At 71.1% G+C, this 21,289-nt stretch carries 21 protein-coding genes and 1 tRNA gene; 19 read left to right on the top strand and 3 right to left on the bottom strand.

Features of this window, described 5'->3' with window-relative positions; genetic code table 11:
• Nucleotides 1-147: 147 nt before the first annotated feature.
• The 7 genes from FY549_RS00730 (at nucleotide 148) to FY549_RS00700 (ending at nucleotide 7,910) form a co-directional block, all read left to right on the top strand.
• Nucleotides 148-1,476 carry an ABC transporter substrate-binding protein gene (locus FY549_RS00730; RefSeq protein WP_149083395.1) on the top strand — a complete coding sequence of 443 codons (1,329 nt, stop codon included), beginning with the start codon at nucleotides 148-150 and terminating at the stop codon, nucleotides 1,474-1,476.
• Between the two features lie 111 nt (nucleotides 1,477-1,587).
• A complete protein-coding gene (locus FY549_RS00725; RefSeq protein WP_149083394.1) occupies nucleotides 1,588-2,925 on the top strand; it encodes a carbohydrate ABC transporter permease in 1,338 nt (445 codons plus the stop codon).
• Nucleotides 2,925-3,893 (top strand): carbohydrate ABC transporter permease, encoded by a 969-nt coding sequence (locus FY549_RS00720; RefSeq protein WP_149083393.1) that lies wholly within the window; start codon nucleotides 2,925-2,927, stop codon nucleotides 3,891-3,893. Before FY549_RS00725 ends, FY549_RS00720 begins: the two co-directional genes overlap by 1 nt.
• A gap of 121 nt (nucleotides 3,894-4,014) precedes the next feature.
• A complete protein-coding gene (locus FY549_RS00715; protein WP_149083392.1) occupies nucleotides 4,015-5,385 on the top strand; it encodes a cystathionine beta-synthase in 1,371 nt (456 codons plus the stop codon).
• Nucleotides 5,386-5,439: 54 nt separating this feature from the next.
• Entirely contained in the window at nucleotides 5,440-6,600 is a 1,161-nt protein-coding gene (locus FY549_RS00710) for a cystathionine gamma-synthase (protein ID WP_149083391.1), read from the top strand.
• A gap of 47 nt (nucleotides 6,601-6,647) precedes the next feature.
• Nucleotides 6,648-7,289: a phosphatase PAP2 family protein gene (locus FY549_RS00705; protein ID WP_200838923.1), complete on the top strand. Its 642-nt coding sequence runs from the start codon at nucleotides 6,648-6,650 to the stop codon at nucleotides 7,287-7,289.
• An 18-nt stretch (nucleotides 7,290-7,307) separates the two neighbouring features.
• Nucleotides 7,308-7,910: a GNAT family N-acetyltransferase gene (locus FY549_RS00700; RefSeq protein ID WP_149083390.1), complete on the top strand. Its 603-nt coding sequence runs from the start codon at nucleotides 7,308-7,310 to the stop codon at nucleotides 7,908-7,910.
• Between the two features lie 52 nt (nucleotides 7,911-7,962).
• On the opposite strand, the gene FY549_RS00695 is transcribed toward FY549_RS00700, so the two are convergent.
• A tRNA-Ser gene (locus FY549_RS00695) sits at nucleotides 7,963-8,050 on the bottom strand.
• Between the two features lie 165 nt (nucleotides 8,051-8,215).
• Here FY549_RS00695 and mpaB point away from each other — a divergent pair.
• The 12 genes from mpaB to FY549_RS00650 all read left to right on the top strand — a co-directional run bounded on the left by mpaB (nucleotide 8,216) and on the right by FY549_RS00650 (nucleotide 17,822).
• Nucleotides 8,216-9,286 (top strand): daptide biosynthesis RiPP recognition protein, encoded by a 1,071-nt coding sequence (gene mpaB, locus FY549_RS00690; protein ID WP_149083389.1) that lies wholly within the window; start codon nucleotides 8,216-8,218, stop codon nucleotides 9,284-9,286.
• The gene (gene mpaD / locus FY549_RS00685; protein WP_149083388.1) at nucleotides 9,283-10,542 is read left to right on the top strand and encodes a daptide-type RiPP biosynthesis aminotransferase; all 1,260 of its coding nucleotides are present in this window, start codon (nucleotides 9,283-9,285) and stop codon (nucleotides 10,540-10,542) included. Before mpaB ends, mpaD begins: the two co-directional genes overlap by 4 nt.
• Complete coding sequence (mpaC, locus tag FY549_RS00680) at nucleotides 10,539-11,711, top strand: daptide-type RiPP biosynthesis dehydogenase (RefSeq protein ID WP_149083387.1); 1,173 nt, start codon at nucleotides 10,539-10,541, stop codon at nucleotides 11,709-11,711. The genes mpaD and mpaC overlap by 4 nt, the downstream gene beginning before the upstream one ends.
• A gap of 5 nt (nucleotides 11,712-11,716) precedes the next feature.
• Nucleotides 11,717-11,851 carry an MpaA1 family daptide-type RiPP gene (gene mpaA1, locus FY549_RS16645; protein ID WP_259614190.1) on the top strand — a complete coding sequence of 45 codons (135 nt, stop codon included), beginning with the start codon at nucleotides 11,717-11,719 and terminating at the stop codon, nucleotides 11,849-11,851.
• 43 nt (nucleotides 11,852-11,894) lie between these two features.
• Nucleotides 11,895-12,020, top strand: a complete 126-nt coding sequence (gene mpaA2, locus FY549_RS16640) for an MpaA2 family daptide-type RiPP (RefSeq protein ID WP_257721411.1) — start codon at nucleotides 11,895-11,897, stop codon at nucleotides 12,018-12,020.
• A gap of 10 nt (nucleotides 12,021-12,030) precedes the next feature.
• Nucleotides 12,031-12,150, top strand: coding sequence for an MpaA3 family daptide-type RiPP (gene mpaA3, locus FY549_RS16840; protein WP_301178377.1), 120 nt, complete (start codon nucleotides 12,031-12,033; stop codon nucleotides 12,148-12,150).
• Nucleotides 12,151-12,217: 67 nt separating this feature from the next.
• On the top strand, nucleotides 12,218-13,030 hold the full coding sequence (gene mpaM, locus FY549_RS00675; RefSeq protein ID WP_149083386.1) for a daptide-type RiPP biosynthesis methyltransferase: 813 nt from the start codon (nucleotides 12,218-12,220) through the stop codon (nucleotides 13,028-13,030).
• Nucleotides 13,027-14,712: a daptide biosynthesis intramembrane metalloprotease gene (mpaP, locus tag FY549_RS00670; RefSeq protein WP_149083385.1), complete on the top strand. Its 1,686-nt coding sequence runs from the start codon at nucleotides 13,027-13,029 to the stop codon at nucleotides 14,710-14,712. The genes mpaM and mpaP overlap by 4 nt, the downstream gene beginning before the upstream one ends.
• Nucleotides 14,709-15,431 (top strand): ATP-binding cassette domain-containing protein, encoded by a 723-nt coding sequence (locus tag FY549_RS00665; protein WP_149083384.1) that lies wholly within the window; start codon nucleotides 14,709-14,711, stop codon nucleotides 15,429-15,431. The genes mpaP and FY549_RS00665 overlap by 4 nt, the downstream gene beginning before the upstream one ends.
• Nucleotides 15,428-16,156, top strand: coding sequence for an ABC transporter permease (locus FY549_RS00660; protein WP_149083383.1), 729 nt, complete (start codon nucleotides 15,428-15,430; stop codon nucleotides 16,154-16,156). The genes FY549_RS00665 and FY549_RS00660 overlap by 4 nt, the downstream gene beginning before the upstream one ends.
• On the top strand, nucleotides 16,153-16,884 hold the full coding sequence (locus tag FY549_RS00655) for a hypothetical protein (RefSeq protein ID WP_149083382.1): 732 nt from the start codon (nucleotides 16,153-16,155) through the stop codon (nucleotides 16,882-16,884). The genes FY549_RS00660 and FY549_RS00655 overlap by 4 nt, the downstream gene beginning before the upstream one ends.
• 29 nt (nucleotides 16,885-16,913) lie before the next feature.
• A complete protein-coding gene (locus tag FY549_RS00650) occupies nucleotides 16,914-17,822 on the top strand; it encodes a rhodanese-related sulfurtransferase (RefSeq protein ID WP_149083381.1) in 909 nt (302 codons plus the stop codon).
• A 19-nt stretch (nucleotides 17,823-17,841) separates the two neighbouring features.
• On the opposite strand, the gene FY549_RS00645 is transcribed toward FY549_RS00650, so the two are convergent.
• Nucleotides 17,842-20,106: a transglutaminaseTgpA domain-containing protein gene (locus tag FY549_RS00645; protein WP_149083380.1), complete on the bottom strand. Its 2,265-nt coding sequence runs from the start codon at nucleotides 20,104-20,106 to the stop codon at nucleotides 17,842-17,844.
• Nucleotides 20,093-21,283, bottom strand: a complete 1,191-nt coding sequence (locus FY549_RS00640; RefSeq protein ID WP_149083379.1) for a DUF58 domain-containing protein — start codon at nucleotides 21,281-21,283, stop codon at nucleotides 20,093-20,095. The genes FY549_RS00645 and FY549_RS00640 overlap by 14 nt, the downstream gene beginning before the upstream one ends.
• Between the last annotated feature and the right edge of the window lie 6 nt (nucleotides 21,284-21,289).

Raw genomic sequence — 21,289 nt, 5'->3', positions numbered from 1 at the left:
CTCCGTCAAAGGGTTGTGATCTTGTAACCTTCCCCAGTTGTACGGCGAGAAGGAACCCGAGTAGGTTGGCCTGGAATCGGTTCCCCAATGGTTGCGGCGATTGCTCTCCTTGGGCGGACGGAAGATCCACCGGAAGAGGAGAAGTACATGGCTTTGTCACAGCGATACCGCCTGCTCGCCCCCATCGCACTCGTCGGCGTCGCATCTCTTGCGCTCGCGGGCTGCGCCGAGGGCGGAAGCGGCGACGGCGGCAGCGGGGAGACCAAGGACACGGTCCGGATCTCCGGCGGCATCACGGGCGTCGAGGCCGACGACCTCAACGCCTCCTTCGAGCAGTTCACGAAGGACACCGGCATCAAGGTCGAGTACACCGGCGACAAGGGCTTCGAGGGCAACATCGTCACCAAGGTGACGGGTGGAGACGCCCCCGACATCGCGATCGTGCCGCAGCCCGGTCTGCTCAAGACCCTCGTCGACACCGGCAAGGTCATGCCGGCGCCCGAGGCCGTGGAGAAGGCCGTCGACGAGAACTGGTCCGAGGACTGGAAGAAGTACGGCACGTTCGACGACACCTTCTACGCGGCGCCGATGCTCGCGAACCTCAAGGGCTACGTCTGGTACTCCCCGAAGCAGTTCGCCGAGTGGGGTGTCGAGGTTCCGGAGACCTGGGACGACATGATCGCGCTCACCGACACCATCGTCGAGAAGACCGGCGGTCCGGCCTGGTGCGCCGGCTTCGCCTCCGAGGCGGCCTCGGGCTGGCCGGGCACGGACTGGATCGAGGACCTCGTGCTGCGTCAGTCGGGCCCGGATGTCTACGACGACTGGGTGGCCGGCGACGTCAAGTTCACCGACCCCGAGATCAAGCAGGCCTTCGACGCCGTCGGCGAGATCCTGCTCAATCCGGAGTACGTGAACGCGGGCTACGGCGACGTCAAGAGCATCAACTCCACCGCCTTCGGCGACGTCGCCAACGCGGTGGCGAAGGGCGACTGCGCACTGACCCACCAGGCCTCGTTCCTGTCGGCGAACTTCCTCGACACCGAGACCGCGGAGGGCAACGTCCCTGAGGTCGCTCCGGACGGCGACGTCTACGCGTTCATCATGCCGGGTGAGACCGCGGGCGAGCTCCAGGTCGAGGGTGGCGGTGAGTTCGTCGCGGCCTTCTCCGACGACGAGGCCACCCAGCAGGTGCTCGAGTTCATGGCATCGCCGGAGTTCGCCGACGCGCGTGTCGAGCTGGGCGGCGTGATCTCCGCCAACAAGAACGCCGACCCGAGCCTCGCCTCGAGCGAGTTCCTCCAGGAGGCGATGACCATCATGCAGGACGACGCGACGACCTTCCGGTTCGACGCCTCCGACCTGATGCCGTCCACGGTCGGCTCGGGGTCGTTCTGGAAGGGGATGGTCGACTGGATCGACGGCAAGGACACCGAGACGGTGCTCTCCGACATCCAGGCCGGCTACGAGAACTGATCGCCTCGACGCGATCGTCGTAGGCAGAGCGGGGCCGGGCTGCACAGCCCGGCCCCCGCTCCACCGATCCGTACTGCCCGGGAACCCAGCACTATCCAGAAGGGGACGTCCATGTCGCACGCGACCATCGAGAAACCCGTCGAGGCTGACGCGCCACCGACGACGCACGGCACCGATGCGAAGGGGAGGAACGTCACCCGCACGGTCCTCGCGATCGGCTTCGTGGTCGTCGTCGCCCTCGCGCTGCTCCTCGCGTTCACCGCGCCGACCGAGGAGTCCTCGCGGATCACCATCGGTTTCTCGCTCAACAGCTTCTTCCTGTGGCTCGGCGGTCTGAACCCGCTGGTGCAGATCCCGGCCGTGCTGCTCGTGTTCGGCGTGGTCGTGGCCCTCATCCTGGTGCTGATCGAGTTCGCGCCCCGCCCCGGCCGCGGCTACTTCATCATGCGGCTGGTCGCGTGCCTGGTGATCCCGGTGCTCGCCCTGCTGCTGCTGCGCCCCTACGCCAACGCCGTCGTGTACGTCGTGGCCATCGCGCTGCTCGTCGGCGCGCTCCTCTTCTTCGCCGACTTCCGCGCCCGCCAGGGCGCCGGCTACCTGTTCCAGCTCGTGCTGTTCATGGCCCCGGCGTCGATCATGCTGCTGCTGGGGCTGATCTACCCCGCGATCTCGACGATCTTCAAGTCCTTCTTCGACAAGACCGGCGACGAGTTCGTCGGACTCGAGAACTACATCTGGGTCTTCACCAACCCGGTCGGCACCTCGTCGGTGATCAACACGATCATCTGGGCGCTGCTGGCTCCGGTGATCTCGGTGGTCATCGGCCTCGCCTACGCCGTGTTCATCGACCGGGCGCGCGGCGAGAAGTTCCTCAAGGTGCTCGTGTTCATGCCGGTGGCGATCTCGTTCGTCGGCGCGGGCATCATCTGGAAGTTCATGTACGACGCCCGCCAGGGCGATCAGATCGGCCTCCTCAACGCCATCGTCACCGCGTTCGGCGGCGATCCGGTGCAGTGGCTGGCGATCAAGCCGATCCTCAACACCCTCATGCTGCTCATCGTCTTCATCTGGACCCAGACGGGATTCGCGATGGTGATCCTCTCGGCCGCGATCAAGGCGGTCCCGGTGGAGCAGATGGAGGCGGCCGAGCTCGACGGGACGAACGCCTGGCAGCGGTTCCGCAACGTGACGGTGCCCGGCATCCGGTCGTCGCTGATCGTGGTGCTCACGACCATCACGATCGCGTCGCTCAAGGTGTACGACATCGTCGCCGTGATGACCGGTGGCCGGGATGAGACCAGCGTCCTCGGCTTCGAGATGGTCAACCAGCAGCAGCGGTTCCAGAGCTACGGGCACTCGTCGGCGCTCGCCGTCGTGCTGTTCCTGTTCGTGTTGCCGCTGATCGTCTACAACGCCCGATCGATGGCCAAGCAGAGGGAGATCCGCTGATGAGTGCAACGCAGGCCACGGTCGTGGACAACCGCACCAAGCGCCAGGTGGCGCGGGACACGCGCCGCAACGAGGCGATCGCCCATAAGAAGCTGACCTCGAAGGGCGCGACGATCGCGGCCGCGGTCATCGCCCTCTTCTGGACCATTCCGACGTTCGGGCTGTTCGTCACCTCGTTCCGCCCGGGAGCGGACACGCAGAACAGCGGATGGTGGACGGTCTTCGCCAACCCTGAGTTCACGTTCGACAACTACGTGCAGGCATGGAACTCGGGTGGTACGTCGACGACCCTCGCGACCGCCTTCGTGAACTCGCTGGCGATCACGATCCCCGCGACCGTGTTCCCGATCGTCATGGCGTCGCTCGCCGCGTACGCGTTCGCATGGATCGACTTCAAGGGTCGGAACATGCTCTTCATCTTCGTGTTCGCGCTGCAGATCGTTCCGCTGCAGATGGCTCTCGTGCCGCTGCTGAGCCTGTTCTCGGACGGCCTGACGATCAACGACGTGCCGATCTTCCCCGGATTCGGGCTGAACGAGGTGCAGTACAGCTTCGCGCGGGTGTGGATCGCGCACGCGATCTTCGCGCTGCCGCTGGCGACGTTCATGCTCCACAACTTCATCTCCGAGATCCCCGGTGAGATCATCGAGGCGGCGCGCGTGGACGGCGCAGGACACGGCCAGGTGTTCTTCCGGATCATCCTGCCCCTGGCCGCTCCGGCGATCGCGTCCTTCGCGATCTTCCAGTTCCTCTGGGTATGGAACGACCTGCTGGTCGCGACGATCTTCGCCTCGCCCGGCGCCCTGCCGATCACGCAGGCGCTGAACTCGCTCTCCGGGACCTGGGGCAACAAGTGGTTCCTGCAGTCGGCGGGAACGTTCATCTCGATCATCGTCCCGCTGATCGTGTTCTTCGCCCTCCAGCGCTTCTTCGTGCGCGGCCTGCTGGCCGGCGCGACGAAGGGCTGAGCCTTCGACAGGCTCAGGCCCTTCGACAGGCTCAGGGACCCAGGTGCTGGGTGGCTGAGCCTGTCGAAGCGGCGCTGAAACACAGCCCCATCGGCGGGAACCCTCGCCGTACCCTGAACAGATGAAGTACGCAGACTCCATCGTCGACCTCGTCGGCGACACGCCTCTGGTGAAGCTCCAGCACGTCACCGAGGGCATCGCGTGCACGGTGCTCGTGAAGCTCGAGTACCTGAATCCCGGCGGCTCGGCGAAGGACCGCATCGCCACCCGCATCATCGATGCCGCCGAGGCCGCGGGCCAGCTGAAACCGGGCGGCACCATCGTCGAGCCGACGAGCGGTAACACCGGCGTCGGGCTCGCCCTCGTCGCGCAGCAGCGCGGCTACCACTGCGTGTTCGTGGTCCCGGACAAGGTGGGGGAGGACAAGATCGACGTGCTCCGGGCGTACGGCGCGGAGGTCGTCGTCACCCCGACGTCGGTCCCGGCCGACAGCCCCGAGTCGTACTACAGCGTGAGCGATCGACTGGCGCGCGAGATCCCCGGCGCGTTCAAGCCGAACCAGTACGAGAACCCGAACGGGCCGCGCAGTCACTACGAGACGACGGGGCCGGAGATCTGGCGCGACACCGACGGCCGGATCACCCACTTCGTCGCCGGTGTGGGGACGGGCGGCACGATCACCGGCACCGGGCGCTACCTGCGCGAGGTGTCGGGCGACCGGGTGCGCATCGTCGGCGTCGACCCCGAGGGCAGCGTCTACAGCGGCGGCACCGGCCGGCCCTACCTCGTCGAAGGCGTGGGCGAGGACATCTGGCCGGGCGCCTACGACCCGACCGTGCCGCACGAGATCGTCGCGGTCGGTGACGCGGAGTCGTTCGCGATGACCCGCAGGCTCGCACGCGAGGAGGGCATCCTCGTCGGCGGCTCCAGCGGCATGGCGGTGGTTGGGGCGCTGCGCTTGGCCCGACAGCTTCCTGCAGATGCCGTCATGGTCGTGCTCCTGCCGGACGGCGGTCGGGGCTACCTGGGCAAGATCTTCAACGACGGGTGGATGCGCTCGTACGGGTTCAGCGAGGTGGAGGAGGGGGAGACCGTCGCCGACGTGCTCGCGGCGCGCGCCTCTCGGCACGGCCTTCCCGACCTCGTGCACGCCCATCCCACCGACACGGTGCTCGAGGCGATCGGGATGATGACGGAGTTCGAGGTGTCGCAACTCGTCGTCCTCAGTGCAGAACCCCCGGTGATGATGGGCGAGGTCGTCGGCACCGTCGACGAGAAGGGTCTGCTCGACCTGCTCTTCCGCGGCGACGCCGAGCCGAGCGACGCCGTCGGAGCGCACGCGGGGGAGCGGCTTCCGCTGATCGGCATCCACGCCCCGGTCGCCCAGGCGCGCGCCGCCCTGGCCGACGCCGACGCGCTGCTCGTGACGGAGGACGGCAAGCCCCACACCGTGCTGACCCGGCAGGATCTGCTCGGCTACCTCTCCCGGTGACGCGCGGCGTAACAGGCCGGGACCGGTCGGCGGACCCGGACGTAGGCTGAGGGCATGTCCGACCACGATCACGCCTTCGCCACCCGCGCCATCCACGCCGGACAGGCGCCCGACCCGACCACCGGGGCGATCATCCCGCCGATCTACCAGTCCTCGACGCACGTGCAGGACGGCATCGGCGGGTTCCGCGACGGCTACGAGTACAATCGCGCCGGCAACCCGACGCGCTCCTCGCTGGAGACGCAGCTCGCCGCGCTGGAGGGCGGGGTCGCAGCGCTCTCGTTCGCGTCGGGTCTCGCGGCGGAGGACGGGTTGCTGCGCGGTCTCCTCGCGCCCGGCGATCACGTGCTGCTCGGCAACGACGTCTACGGCGGCACCTACCGGCTGCTCACGAAGGTGCTCGCGCCCTGGGGGATCGACACGACCACCGTCGAGCTGTCCGACGTCGACGTGATCCGGGCTGCCATCCGTCCCGAGACTCGCATCGTGTGGTTGGAGACGCCGAGCAACCCGCTGCTCAAGGTCATCGACATCGCGCTCATCGCCGAGATCGCTCACGCGGCGGGGGCCCTCGTCGTGGTGGACAACACGTTCGCCTCGCCGGCCCTGCAGCAGCCCCTGGCGCTCGGCGCCGACGTCGTCGTGCACTCGACGACCAAGTACCTCGGGGGACACTCCGACGTGCTCGGCGGCGCTGTCGTCTTCCGGGACGACCGCTTCGTCGAGGCCGTGAAGTTCCAGCAGTTCGCCGTGGGCGCGGTCTCTGCTCCGCTGGACGCCTGGCTGACGACCCGCGGCATCAAGACGCTCGCGGTGCGGATGCGCCAGCACTCCGAGAACGCACAGGCGATCGCCGAATGGGCGCAGGCGCGCCCCGAGTTCGCCCAGGTCTTCTATCCCGGTCTGTCGTCGCATGCCGGGCACGCGGTCGCCGCCCGGCAGATGAGCGGCTTCGGGGGGATGCTCTCGCTCGGCCTCGCCGCCGGCGGGGAGGCGGCGCGTGCCTTCGCCGAGAGCACGAGCCTCTTCCAGCTCGCCGAGTCGCTCGGCGGCGTGGAGTCGCTCATCGGGTACCCGCCCGAGATGACGCACGCGTCGGTCCGCGGCACCGAGCTCGCGGTTCCGGAGAACGTCGTGCGCCTCTCCGTCGGCATCGAGGACGTGGCCGACCTCATCGCGGACCTCGAGCAGGGGCTCGCCCGCATCGGCCGCTGACCGGCACGCCGACCCGCGATCACGGGGGCATCGGTCACAATGGGACGATGAATCGACGGATGCTGCTGTGGTGGGGCGTCGCCTGCCTGTTCCTGGCCACCGCCCTCGGCGCGCTCGTCGTCTTCGTGTATCCGCAGACACCGGGCCTCGACCAGTGGTGGAACGACACGATCGGCGCGATCCGCGCGGACTGGATGCTGAGCTTCGCGCTCGCGCTGAACTGGATCGGCGGAGGGTGGGTGGCCATCCTCGCCGTCCCGCTGGGGACCATCCTGGTCCTGCTGCTCCTGCGGCGATGGCGAGGTGCCCTCTTCGCCGCCTTCTGCTTCCTCGTCAGCGCGGGTGCCGTGCAACTCCTGAAGAACATCTTCGGTCGCGCTCGTCCCCACGACATGCTCGTCGTGAGCGACTACGGCTCCTTCCCGTCCGGTCACACCGCGAACGCCGCGACCATCGCGCTCGTGCTCTGGGTCCTGTTCCCCCGAGTGTGGATGGCGATCGTGGGGGCCGCATGGATCGTGCTCATGGCGCTGTCGCGCACGTTCCTGTCGGTGCACTGGGCGACGGACACGCTCGGCGGCGCCCTCGTCGGCGCCGGCGTCGTCCTCGTGCTCGGCGCCTGGCTCGTGCCGTGGATCCGTCGCGACGTCGAGCCGGCCGCACACGCCGATAGGCTGAGCGCACCCTGACCCTTCCGAGGAGCATCCGTGTCGCGTATCCGCCCCTACCGCCCGACCGATCGCGCGGCGATGTTCGAGATCTGCGTGAAGACGGCGGACGCCGGGGGAGACGCCACCGGTGTGCTGTCGGATGACGAGCTCTGGGGCAACCTCTTCGCCGTGCCCTACGTCGAGCGGCACCCCGACCTCGCGTGGGTCGTGGAGGCAGACGACGGGCGCGCCATCGGCTACCTGGTCGCGACCGACGACACCGACGCGTTCTCCGCCTGGTTCCGCGACGAGTGGTGGCCCGCCCTGCATGCACGCTACCCCCGGTCGGCCGATCCTCAGACCCGCGAGGAGAAGCTGATCGAATACGGCTACACGCGGGAACCGGGTGTCGAGCCCAACGCCACGGAGTACCCCGCGCATCTGCACATCGACCTGTTGCCGGAGACCCAGGGGCAGGGGCTCGGCCGCGCCCTGATCGAGACGCTCTTCGCCACACTGCGCGAACGAGACGTCCCGGCGCTGCACCTGGGGATGGACCCCGCCAACGTCGGCGCTGCCGCCTTCTACGAGCGCCTCGGCATGACCCGGCTCCCCTCCGCGCCGGGCGGACTGACCTACGGGATACGCTTCGACACCTGACAGCAGCGAGAAACGAAGAAGACCTCCGCGATGCGGAGGTCTTCTTCGTTTCTGGCGGTGACGGCGGGATTCGAACCCGCGGTTGCTTGCACAACACACGCTTTCCAAGCGTGCTCCTTCGGCCGCTCGGACACGTCACCAAGGAACAACCTGTCCATCCTATCCGATGTCCTGCGGGCCTCGTGACATACCGCAGATCCCGGCCTGGAGCTGGCGGAGCTGTAATATTGCACCGCATTCGAGGCAAAGCTACCTTCATATGAAGACGCAACCGCGTCAGACGGATCCGGTTCTCTGGGGGGATCATGGGGTCGAGTGCGACGACGGCACGGCAGGACGAGGGAGGGACGGGCGAAGACCCGCTCCTCGGGCCGCATGCCCTGCGGGCGTGGATCACCGGCGGGCAGGGGGCGCGCGGTCGCGTGTTCCTGCGCGAGACGGAGGTCGGGGCTGCATCCGTCGCTGCTGCAGCCGACCCTGAGGACGTGATCCTCGAGCCCGCAGGATCGGTGCCTCGGCCGGGGGCGGCGCGGGTCGTCGTCGGCTACGAGGGCAGGCTCGCCGACCTCGGCGACGAACTGTTCCTGGGTGAGCGCGGCGTCGAGCTTCAGGACTACATCGCGGCCTCGTTCGTCCAGATCGTCGGACCGACGGCGGTGCGGTTCTTCGACGAGGGCAGCTGGCGTGCCTTCCTGGACGACGCCGATCTCGCCCGCGCCACCGGAGTGTTCGCCGCCGCGATGCTCGACCCGCGGGTGCTGTTGGCGGACCGCGCCGCTCTCGCGCGGCCCCACCGGGAGGAGACTCCGTGCGCCGTCCGCGTCGACGCGGGCGGCGGCGTGCATCTCGGCCTGCAGGGGGAGGCGATCGGCCACGTGGACGACCTGCCGGCCGTCCTCGGACGAACCGTGCCCCTGATGTCGGCACTGGGCAGCGTGCCAGGCGCGGCGGACCTCGTCGCCGAGCTCGACGCCCGGCCGTGGCTCAGCCGGTACCTCGACGCGGCCGATCTCCGCAAGATGCTCCGCCTGCCGAACGGCACCGCCCGGATCGCGGGCTTCGGGTGGGCGCTCCTCGACGACGACCTCGCGGATGCCGAGCCCCTGCCCGACGATCCGTTCCTGCTCGACACTGCCGAGGGCTTCCTGCTTGCCGACGTCAGGACCCTCCGCCGGCATCTCCTGTCCCCGCTGACCGCCGCGGTGGTCGACGCGGTCCAGACCTCGGGCACGCGCGCGCTGGCGGCCGCGCGCGTGGCCCGCGCCTGTGGCGTGCCCGACGCCCACGCCCGGCGCCTGTGTCTGGACGCGCTCGCCGCGCTCCGCGTCCACCTCGGTGGTCCGGTCGAGGATGCCTCGGGGGAAGGCGCCCGATGAGTGTGCCGCACGCGCTGTGGACGTCGATGCTCCCCGCTGACACCGCCTTTCCTCCGGATCGCGTGACGATCGGCGCCTCCGGACATCGCCTCTTCTATGCCGACGGCTCCGAACGCCTCTGCGCGACGAGTGGGCTGTGGAACGTTCCGCTCGGCTTCGGCAACCCCGCCGTGACGGAGGCCGTGAGCAGGGCGACGCGTGACGCCTCGTACCTCTCCCTGTTCCGTGCCCCGCACCGGTACGCCGAAGACGCCGCCGATGCCCTCATCGCCCTCGCGGGATCCGAGCGCTACCGGCGCGTGATCTTCTCCACGTCGGGCGGGGCCGCGAATGACGCCGCGATGAAGCTCGCGCGGCAGTACTGGGCGCAGCAGGGCTCGGGTTCGCGCTCCCTCGTCGTGGGGCTGCGCGGGAGCTATCACGGCACGATGTACGGCAGCCACGTGCTGAGCGGCGACGACCTGCTGCAGTCGGTCTACGGCGTCGACAGGAGAGCGGTGCGGCACGTGTCGCACACCGACGACGGGGCGGAGCTCGCGGCGCTCGTGGAGCGTGAAGGGTCCCGAGTCGCGTCCGTCGTGGTGGAGCCCGTCCTGGGCAGCGGTGCCCACGCGCTGTCCGGGGCCTTCGTCCGCCGCCTCCTGGAGCTGCGGGAGCGGCACGGGTTCCTGCTGGTCGCGGACGAGGTCGCGACGGGATTCGGGCGCACCGGTGCCCTGTTCGCGACCGACCGCTGGGCGGCGGCTCCGGACGTCCTCATCGTGTCGAAGGCGCTGACGAACGGCGCGATGGGGGCTGCGGCGCTCCTCGTCGGAGACCGTATCGCGACGGCGTTCGCCCGCGGCGGCTGGACCTTCGTCCACGGGGAGACGCAGGCGGGCACGCCGGCGTGTGCGGCCGCGGTCCTCGCCGTGATCGACGAGCTCCGCCGCATCGACGTCGAGACGACCACGCAGGCACTGGCGACGACGGTGCACCACCTCGCGCGGACCTGGCAGGACGACGGGATCGTCACCGGCGTCACCGGCAGCGGCTGTTTCGTCGGGGTGGGGCTCCGCCGCCCGGACGGGTCGCCGCTCTCCGGGGCCGACGTCCTGCAGGTGGTGTCCGCCATCGCCGACAGCGGCGTCGTGGTCCACCCCGGTCCCAGCTCCTTCCAGCTCATCCCCGGCTACGGCTTCACGGCGGCGGAGGTGGCCGAGACCGACCGGGCCGTTCGGGCCGGCCTGGCGCGCGTGCGGCAGGGAGCGGCATGACCGCGCCGTTCAGCGCACGCGTCCCCACGCTGTGGCACGGGCCCCGCGCACGAGAGGCGATGGTCCGTCTCACGGCGGGACGGGACACGCTGGTGATCGCCGACGCGGCCGTCGCGTACCCCCTTCCCACCGCGCACCCGGCCCGCAGGATGACGGTGGACACGGGAGCGGTGGATGAGGTCGGGGTCCTCGTGATCGCCGAGGAGCTCGTCCGACGACCACCCGAGGTCATCGTGGCCGTCGGAGGCGGAAGCGTCCTCGATGCGAGCAAGATCGCGGCCCTCGCGCTCAGCCCCGGGCGCCTTCTGGACTTCGCCCTCCGGCACGCGGAGATCTCGGCGCTCACGATCCTGCCGGACGCCCCTCCGTCCGTCGACATCGTCGCGGTGCCGACGACGATCGGCACCTCCTCGGAGACGAACAGCGTGGCCGTCCTCCGGCACCGGCGCGGTTCCCGGCTTCTCGTCGGTCGGCCGCTGCGGCCGCGCCACGCCGTCCTCGACCCCGACCAGTTCGCCACACTCGTGCCGGCTGCCGTGCGGGAAGGCGCGCTGGAAGCCTTCCTCCGGGTGGCCGGAGCCTCGACGAGTCCGCGGACGGAGCGAGCCGACCGCGACGCGCGGACGCTCGGCAGGGCGCTGCTCGAGGCGGCCAGGGGGGACGCGATGTCGACGACGGGGCGGCTGCGCCTGGCGCGGCTGAGTGCCGCCACCCAGCGCACGGCCGCGCTCCGCGGTCGCGACCCGTACAGCGCCCGGCACTGGTACCTCGCGAACGAGGTCGCCTTCCATCTCGGCGTCCGCAAGATGACGGCGACCGCAGCGGTCATCGCCGCCGTCTGGGCGCAGATCGCCGCGGGCGATCCGCGCTGGGGCGATCGCGCCAGCCTCGACGCCTTCTGGACGGACGTCACGGGCGCGACGGCGCTGCCCCGCGACCCCGCCATCGGCATCGCCGTCCTCGTCGATCAGGCAGGCCTCCCCTCGGCACCGCGCCCGAGCGCACGGGAGATCGACCGGATCGCCGCGGCGGTGGAGACGGCGTGGGGAGATCACCGCCCCATGCTGCGCGGAATCCGCGCCGCGGACGTCCGCGCCGTGCTCCACGACTCCCGGTGGAGCACGACCGCGGTCGGCGACCGCCGGCCCCGAGTGGCGGAGAGGAGGTGACGGGAATGACCGAAAGCACGGAGATGAGCATCCGGTTCCAGGAGCTCGACCCGATGGAGGCCCCCAGCTGGGACAGCTTCTACCAGGGCGTGATCAGCGCGCTGGTCCTCATCGGGATCGGCGCGGCAGCCGCCACGTGATGCCGCCCGACAGCGCTCGATCGGACAAAGGAAGGAGGGACGCATGACCGCAGCACTGCCGGCGCTCGAGTTCACCGAGCTCGAGGCCATGGACGCGCCGGGCGATGCCGACGACTACATCCGCGGCTTCGCCGTGGGCGTGATCATCGGAATTCTCGCTCTGACCTAGGAGGTGCACGTTGCAGTCCACGTCGCTGGAGTTCCTCGAACTCGAACAGATCGACACGCCGCTCGAGTGGTGGGAGCACGCGAGCTACATCATCGCGATCATCGGCGGAGCCGCCGCCATCGCGACCTGACCGAGGGTGCGGGCGGGATCGTCCGCCCCCCCCCCCCGACCATCCATCGAGGAGAGGCGATGCACGGATGACATCCTTGATCACCGAGACCGTGGCTGCGCGGCTCGACCTGGTCGGCGCGACCGCCAGGGCACAGGACCTCTACGTCGGGGCCGGCACCGACTTCTACGACCGGCTCGTCGGTCCGGACCGCGTGGAGATCCGCGAGGTCCTGGCGCTCGCGCGCACGGTCCCCGGGCCCGTCCTCGACCTCGCCGCGGGAAGCGGCCGCTTGACGATCCCCCTCGCACGCTCCGGACACCGGGTCACGGCGGTCGATCTCTCGGCCGACATGCTCGCGCGCCTCCGCGGCGCCGTGCCGCACGGGGCGACGGTCGAGTGTGTCATGGCGGACATGCGCGACCTCGCGCTCGGCGAGCACTTCGGTCTCGTCGTCCTCGGGGCGACCTCCATCACCCTCCTCGATCGCGAAGGCCGGGCGCGTCTCTACGCGGGCGTTCGCCGTCATCTCGCCTCCGCCGGCGTCTTCGCCCTCACCATCGCGGACGGTGCGTCGGCGGACTCCCTCGCCGTCGCGACCGACCGCGAGATCATGGTCCCAGGAAACGCCGGCGACGAGCCCTACCTCTTCGCGCAGCAGATCGAAGACGACGGTGCCGTGCGGGTGGTGAACTGGCTCCGCCTCGCGGACATCGCGCCGCGCGCGGAGGTGCCCGTCCTCACGAGTCGCCTGCACGTGCTGAACCCTGGACTCCTCTCCGAAGAACTCGTCGCGGCCGGTTTCCTGGCGCCCGAGATGTCTCCGGTGCGGACGCCCGTCGGCATGCAGCTCCTGCTCCTCACGACCCGCCATGTCGGTGCGGGAAGAGGTGGGCGATGACCACGGCAGGGCTTCGACCCATGCGGCGACGCCGCGGACGAGGGCGGGACTCCCTCACGACGGACTCGTGTCCGTCCCTCGCCTCCGGCGTCGCCTTCGAGCCGACGGCGGAGGGCTCCGGGTGGCTCGTCAGCGTTCAGGGCGTACCGTCCGCGCGGCTGTCCCGTGCTGTGGTCGATCTGCTGACGGCGATGGACGGACGCACAGCGGTCTCTGCGCTGCGGGACCGTTTCGCGCCGGGGGAGAGCGACGAGAGCGTGCTGCGACTGATGGAGCGCTTCCGCGACACCGGGCTCCTGGACGGGGGCGCGTCTCGGCTGCCCGGCCGGGTCACCTATCGGCCGCCGTTCACCGTGCAGTTCGCGACGCTCCGCGCTGCGACGCTCTTCGCCCGCCTCGACCGCCTGGTGGCCCCCGTGCCGCGTCGCGCGGTGCTCGTTGCCGCCGCCGCGCTGCTCGGTGCCGGGATCGTCGCCGCGGTCCGGCACGCCGGCGAGCTGGGCGCCGTGCTCGCTCGTCCCGTCCCGCTCGCCGGGTTCACGCTCGTGGTCGTGGCGCTCGGGCTCGCGACCCTGGTCCACGAGGCCGCGCACGGCCTCACCCTCACCCGGCTGGGGGGACGGCCGCGGCGCGCGGGGTTCATGCTCCTGTACCTCACGCCCGCCTTCTTCGTCGATGTGACGGACGGCTGGCGGCTCGCCGACCGTCGGGATCGTGTGGCGATCGCGCTGGCGGGCCCCGCCGTCCACGCCACGGTGGCGGCGGCGGCGATGCTCGTTGCTCTCTTCTTGCCGTCGTCGGCGGCCCGCGAGACACTGCTGCTCTTCGCGGCCTCGTGCACGGTCGTCGTGCTCGTGAACCTCATCCCCTTCGTGCGCTTCGACGGATACCTCGCGCTGATGAGCGCCCTGGACGAACCGAATCTCCGGGGGAGGACGGTCCGCGACGGTGCGGCCTTCGTCGCCCGCCTTCTCTTCGGGGGGCCGCGGCTGCCCCGGGCGCTGGAGCGGTGGTGGAGCGTGCCCTTCGGTCTCTGCTGCCTGGTGGCCCCGGTCGTCATGGTGCTGATCGCGGTCGTCCGGACCGCGCAGCTGCTCGCCGGAGGCGGGCCGGCGGCGAGTCTCATCGTGTTCGCCCTGGAGGCCGTCGTGGCCGTGGTGGGCGTGGCACTCCTGGGGCGCGCTCTGCTCCGCGTGCGACGATCCGGTGTCTCCCGATTCCGTCTCGTCGGGGTGACCGCCGCGCTCGCGGCCGGGATCGTGGCCGCCGGCATCGTCATCCCGGTCCCCACGGCCGCGATGCTGGGGTTCTCGGTGGAGGACGACCGGGTGGTCCTCGTGCAGGGCGGACCGGACCCCGGCATCGACATCCCGGACGGTGCCCCCGTCGTCCTCTCGACGCGGGGCATCCTCGCGAACGAGTACCGGGGCGAGGGAACGGTCAAAGCTCGCCCCGCGACGGAGAGCAGGGCGCCGATCGAGGCGCTCTTCCCGGTCAGGATGCCCGGGGCGACGGTCCCGGTGACGGCCGTCGCGGAGGTGGCGGTGGCCGGGGAGCGGAGCGCCCTTCCGGCAGCTGGGCAAGCGCGCGTGGAGCTCGGCTCGGCGCCGCTCTGGCAGGCGCTCTGGGCGGCGGTCTCGTCGCCGCTGGCAGCTCTCACGAGCGAGGAGGAGAGAGGATGACCATGAATCAGCACGCCATCGAGGTGCGCGGCCTCACGAAGAGGTTCGGACGCCGCACCGCTGTCGAGGACCTGTCGTTCGCGGTGCCCCGCGGGGCGATCGTCGGGCTCCTCGGCCCGAACGGTGCGGGGAAGTCGACGACGCTGCGCGCGATCGTCGGCCTCGTCCGGCCGACCAGCGGAGAAGCCGTCATCGAGGGGACGCCGTTCGGGGCGCTGGACAACCCGGCCGCGCGTGTCGGGGTGCACATGGACGGGTTCGGCTTCGAGCCCGGCATCTCGGGGCGGCGGCACCTGGAGATCTGCCGTCTCGCGAGCGGTGCGCCCCGCGGCCGTGTGGACGAAGTGCTGGACGAGGTGGACCTCGCCGCCGATGCGCGTCGTCGTGTGAAGACCTACTCGACGGGTATGGCGCAGCGGCTGGGGCTGGCCGCGGCGTTGATCGGTGCGCCGCGGACGCTCATCCTCGACGAGCCGGCCAACGGCCTGGATCCCGACGGCATCCGCTGGCTGCGCCGGTTCCTTCGCGGATTCGCCGAACGCGGCGGCACGGTGCTCATCTCCAGTCATCAGCTCTCCGAGCTCGAGCAGGTCGTGGACGAGGTCGTCGTCATCAAGCGCCGCGCGCTCTTCGCCGGCCGGCTCGACGATCTCGTCACCGGCGGCGTCGACTCGCTCGAGAGCCGGTACTTCGAGCTCGTCGAAGGAGCTTCCGCATGAGCGCCGTGACCCGCGGCGAACTGCTGCGCGCGGTGAGCGGGCTGTCGATCCTCGCCGTCTACCTCGTCGCGGTCCTCATGCCGGCCTTCGTGCTCTTCTCCGACGGCTCGCGCTTCGCGCTGGACGGGCTCGACGCGGGGGCGGCGACAGCGCGGCTGCTGGAACCGCTCGCGTGGTCGGTCATCTCGGCGGCGTTCGTGGGCGCCTACCCGGTGACCAGGGAGTACTACTACGGCTCCATGGACCGGACGCTCACGGCGGTCGGGTTCCGTCGCGCCTTTCGCGGCAAGATGGTCGCCGGTGTCCTCACCGCCCTCGCGCTGGCCGTGGTCGTCTTCCTGCTGTGGACGCTCGGAATCTCCGTCTTCCTGGCCCGGCACGGGCTCGGTCTCGTGTTCACGGCAGAGGCAGGGCGCATCGTCGCCGGGGCTCTGGCCGGCGTGGTCCTCGGTGCTCTCAGCGGCGGAGCGATCGGCTGGATCACCCGGAACTACTACGCGACGGCGATCATCGTCCTCGTCTTCCCGATGGCGCTGGAGTTCGCGATGCTGCGGACGGCGCCCGAGGTCGCACGGTTCTCGCCGGGGATGGCCATCGCAGCGCTGAGCGTGCCGGAATACCAGGGCCGACTGCTCGCTTTCACGCCCGCCGCCGCCGTCGGGATCACGTGGACGATCGGCCTCGTCGCGCTCGCCGCCGTCCGGGGACGTCGGAGCGTCGCGTGATCGGGCGGGCGTTGCGGGCGCAGGCGCGGGGCGCGGCCGGGGACGTCGTCCTCCTCGGGGTCGCACTGGCGGCCCTCCTGCTGTCGCTCTCCCTGGCGACCGGCATCCCGCCGGATCTCGCCGACGCTCCGCCGGCGGTCCGGGAGGAGCTCGTCGCCCCTTTCGACGCCGTCCTCGCCACCTACGCCGGCATCCTGGCGGCCGTCTACGGCTCCTTCCGCTACACGATCGACCGCCGGGACGGCGTCATCGCGCAGCGGCTGATGCTGGAGTCCCGTTGGGCGATGCTCATGGTCCGACTGCTCGCTTCGGCGCTGGGCGGCGCGGTCGTCGCGGTCGCCGCCGTGGCAGGCGGTCGCACGGCGCTTCTGGTGACCATGGGTGGCGTTCCCGTGCACGCGTCCGCCGTCGCATCGACCGTCGCCCTCGGTGCGACCGCGGCACTGTGGGGTCTGGGGGTCGGCATCGTCGTGCAGACGCATCTCGCGGCGCTGTTCGCCGCCACCCTCTCGATGGGTGCGGGCCTCCTCGTGGCGATGTTCTGGAGTGCGGGTGCCGTCTCCCTCCCTCTTCCTGCCCTGCTCGGCGCCTTCCGATTCGATGTGGCCGCCCTGGGCATCCCCGCGGACGGAGAGTTCGCACCGGCGGCGGTGCCGATCGCGGCGGGCTGGACCGTGCTCGCGGTGGGGGCGGGAGCGGCGGTGTTCCTGCAGCGGGACGTGAGCTAGAGCGACGGGCCGCGACGTAGGATTCCTGGGTGGCCACCCCCAAGATCGTCCTCTTCTACGCCTTCACGCCGCTCGCCGACCCGGAGGCCATCCGCGTCTGGCAGCGCGATCTCGGCGAGGCGCTGGGACTGCGCGGCCGGGTGCTCCTCTCGCCGCACGGCATCAACGGGACGCTCGGCGGAGATCTTCCGGCCCTGAAGAAGTGGGTGCGGTCGTTTCGGTCGTATGCCCCGTTCCGCGACGCCGACATCAAGTGGAGCGAAGGAACCGGGCTCGACGAGGCGGGCCGCAGCCTCGACTTTCCGAAGCTGAGCGTGAAGGTGCGGGACGAGATCGTGTCGTTCGGCGCACCGGACGAGCTCCAGGTCGACGCGAACGGCGTCGTCGGCGGCGGCACGCGTCTCACTCCCGAACAGCTGCACGCGCTCGTCGCCGAGCGCGGCGATGAGGTCGTGTTCTTCGACGGCCGGAACGCGCTGGAGGCCGAGATCGGGCGCTTCCGCGGCGCGGTCGTGCCCGACACCGAGACCACCAGGGACTTCGTGGGGCTGCTCGACTCCGGCGCCTACGACGACCTGAAGGGCAAGCCCGTCGTGACGTACTGCACGGGTGGCATCCGCTGCGAGGTGCTGTCGAGCCTCATGATCGCGCGTGGTTTCGGCGAGGTCTATCAGCTCGAAGGAGGCATCGTCCGCTACGGCGAGACCTACGGCGACGACGGCCTCTGGGACGGCTCGCTCTATGTCTTCGACGGCCGCGGATCCGTCGACTTCTCCGACCACGCCCGGGTGATCGGCACGTGCGCCGGATGCGGCACGGCCACGAAGCGCACCGCAAACTGCCCGGACCCCTCGTGCCGCGCCCAGTTCGTCGTCTGCGCGGACTGCGACGCGGTGGCGTGCCCGGTGCACGCGGAGGGGGTCGCGACGCGGGCCTGACCGCCGCGGCGATCCGGCCTCACACCAGGAGCCGGGTGTCGGCCCCGCGCGGAGCGTAGAGCGACCGCGGCAGCAGCAGCGCGCGTGCCCTGGTCCCGCGGTCGACGTGCCGTCGCAGGCTGTCCACGACGACCTTCAGCGGAGCGGCGAGGTCCTCCGCGGTGTCGGCGGCACGAGCGTAGTTCGCACGTTCCACCGCCGCCGTCAGGTCTCGGAGCGCGGACTCGTCGGCCCCGGCGTCCCTCACCAGCACGGCGGACCGCATCCGCGGGCTCTCGGCATCCGACACCGGCACGCGAAGGTCCACGAGGGTGTCCCGGAGCTCGGCCCATGCCGCGGCGGCATCCCCGTGCGCGGCGCGGCGGAGCCGCAGCCGTCGCTCGATCAGCCGGATCGAGGCAGGGACGAGCAGGAGGACCAGGACGCCGACGGCGATGAGGACGACGGGCGTCGGGTCGAGGCGCCGCAGCTCTCCTGACCCGGAGGAGCCGGGGTCGGCATCGCCGCGGTCGACCTCCGGGGCGGTGGTCTCCTCCGACTGCGGTGCCGTCGTCGGCGCCGGGTCCGCGGGGCCGCCGGTCGTCCCGCCCTGCGTCGTGCCCGCGCGGAAGGAGGTCGGCACCCCGAGGGAGGCGGTGGGCTCGAACGGCACCCACCCGATGCCCGGGAACAGGACCTCCGGCCACGAGTGCAACTGGTCGCTCGTCACCGAGAAGATGGATTCGTCGCCGCGCTTCTCGTCCGTGAGGGCACCGGGGAGATACCCGACGACCACGCGGACCTGCATCCCGAGACTCTCGGCCATGAGGGCGAACGCGCCCGCGAAATGCACGCAGTAGCCGGAGCGCTCCTCGAGGAAACGCGCGACGGCATCCGCCCCTGTGCCGTCGAAGCCCTCCTCCACGGGCGTCTCCAGCGAGTACTCGAACTGCGTGCGGAACCAGTTCTGCAGCGCGACGAGGCGGTCGTAGTCGGTCTCCTCGTCCGCGGTCACCTCGGCGGCCAGTTCACCGATGATCCCGGGCAGCTCCACGGCTTCCGCGTCGGGGTCCGCGACGGGGCGAGCCGCGTCCGCGCTGCGGATCTGCTCCAGGGTCGGGGTCACGCGGAGCGAGGTCACGGTGTAGTCGTTGCCCACGGCGTCGCCGCGCCGGGAGAACAGGGTGCGGTTCTCAGGCGACACCCGCCACGCCGCACCGAGGCCCTGCACATCGATGGCCGGGTAGGGCACGGGGAGCCAGGAACTCGACATGCGAAGCACCCGGATGGACGTCGTCTGCTCCGCCGTGGCGATGTCCTCGCCCCACTCCGCCCCGCCGAAACCGTCGACCTGGGACTGCAGGTCTCCGCGATCGGGCTGCCACACACGGCCGTCGAAACGGGAGAGCGTCGTGAGCCGGAGATACGGCGCCGCCTCCGCCTTCGTCGCCACGGTCAGGACCTCGACGGGGCTCGGCTGCCGCAGGTCGTCGCCGAGGCGAAGGGAGGCGTCCACCGTGACGCCGACCCCGGTTCCGGCGATCGTCGAGCCCACCGGGAGAAGCGGGGTGACGACGAGCGCCGTGGCGATGGCCGCCGCACCGACGGTGACCGCGACCGCTCCCGATGCGCGCCGGGGCGACTCCGGATGCCGGCGCGCCGTGTGGCGGAACAGGAGCAGCGCGACGACCGCGGCGACGACGAACCACGCCAGGTTCGGGGAGCCCAGCGTGACGATCATCGGCAGGGAGCCGATCACTCCCAGCAGCACGGTTGCGAGGACGGCGGCCCGGTGGGCGATCAGATGGTCGAGGAGGATCGCGACGACGGTGAAGCCCGCACCCAGGGCGGCGGACAGACCGGGGGAGGCGGCGAGAGGCGCCGATCCGAACACGATCTGTTCCGTGGCGGCTGCGGCGAGCGCCTGGAAGAGCGCGAGGGTCGCGGGGGTCGGGACGATGCCCAGGACGGCCGTGTCGCCCGCAAGGAGCAGGGTGAGCAGAGCGGTGGCCACGAGGAGCTGCGCGAGGAGGGCGAGGAGACCCACGATCGCCACCCGACGCCGGCGCAGGAGGTGCCGCATGAGCATGCCCGTTGCGACGACCGCGACGACGAGGAGGGTCACGACGAGAGACCAGGCACCGGGGGCGATGACCGAGGTGAACGGCCACAGCGCGGTGAGGGCGGCCGCCCCGGCGAGGACACCGGGTGCGACGACTCCGGCGGGCACCTCGCGTTCGCCGTGCCACTGCAGGCGGGTGTCGAGGGGCACCGCGGCGGGCCGCGGGCGGTCAGCGCGGAACATCGGAGGCTCCCGCCCTCGCCGACAGCGCGTCGTCCCATGCCTCGGGCACGTCTGCGGCGAGCCGCGCCACGGTCCACCCGAGCTGACGAGCGGCGTCCTCCGCCCCTGGCAGGGGGTCGGTGGGGAAGAGCAACGGCGCGGCCGCCCCTGCCGGGCGCAGCAGGGCGGCGTCCTCCTCGTCCAACCGGCCCGTCACGTACACGAGCGGCCCGGGCGGGGTGCCGCCGAGAAGGGCGGCAAGGTCGCGGCTCTCACCGCGGGGCGAGACCATCGCCAGGGCGACGAGGAGGCCGTCCCTGTCGTCCTCGTGTCCGCGGAGCGCGCCGAGGAGGACTCCGGCGCTGTCCAGGACGTCGACGCTGTACCCCTCGGCGGCGAGATGGAGGGCAGCGGAGGCGCAGAGCGAGACGGCGGCCTCGAACGCCGGGTCCGGCGCGTCCGACGCGGCGGCCCAGCGGGCGCCGGCGCGGTCGAGCACGACGACCGCGTCCGGGCTCGACTCCTCCTCCTCCTGCCGGACCATGAGTTCCCCGCGGTGCGCCGTGGCCCTCCAGTGGATGCGCCGCATGGAATCGCCGGGCGCATAGCCGCGGGGGGAGAGGTTGTCGCTGCCCTGGCCCAGGCGCGTGGACGAGGTGTGCGCGGTGCCCCCCGCGGCGCCGATCCGCACCGCGAGCGGAGTGAGCGCGAAGACCTCGGGCACCACGGTGATGGTGCGCGTGTCGCCGAACGCCTGCTCGCGCTGCGCGAGCCCGAACGGGTCGACGGTCCTCAGCACGAGCGGGCCCAGGGGCCAGACGCCGCGACGGACGCCGGTGACGAGGTAGCTGAGCTGCGGGGTGTCGGCGGGGTACTCGCCCCCGGAGTCGCCGGTGACGGCGGAGGGGAGCACATCGTGCCACAGACCGTGCGGCACCCGGAGAGCGCGGAGCGTGAAGCGGACGGTCACCCGCGAGGTCTCCGAGACCGTGAGCAGGTCGGTCGAGATCTGCCGGCTGACGGAGCCCGAGCGTCGCGGGAGGCGGACGGCGAGCGCGGCGAACAGGGTGAGCGCGGCGAGCAGGATGCCGAGGTACAGGAGGATCCGCGCGCCGAGGACGTTGGCCGCGATCAGGCAGCCGAGCGCGGCGAGGAGCGCACCGGTGCCGCGCGGTGTGAGCAGTCGACGTCGGCGCATGGCGGG

Origin of the sequence: Microbacterium sp. 1S1, assembly GCF_008271365.1 — a bacterium.
Taxonomy (GTDB): Bacteria; Actinomycetota; Actinomycetes; order Actinomycetales; family Microbacteriaceae; genus Microbacterium.
Note: the sequence above shows the minus strand (reverse complement) of the source record. Positions and strands in the feature narration are given on the sequence as shown.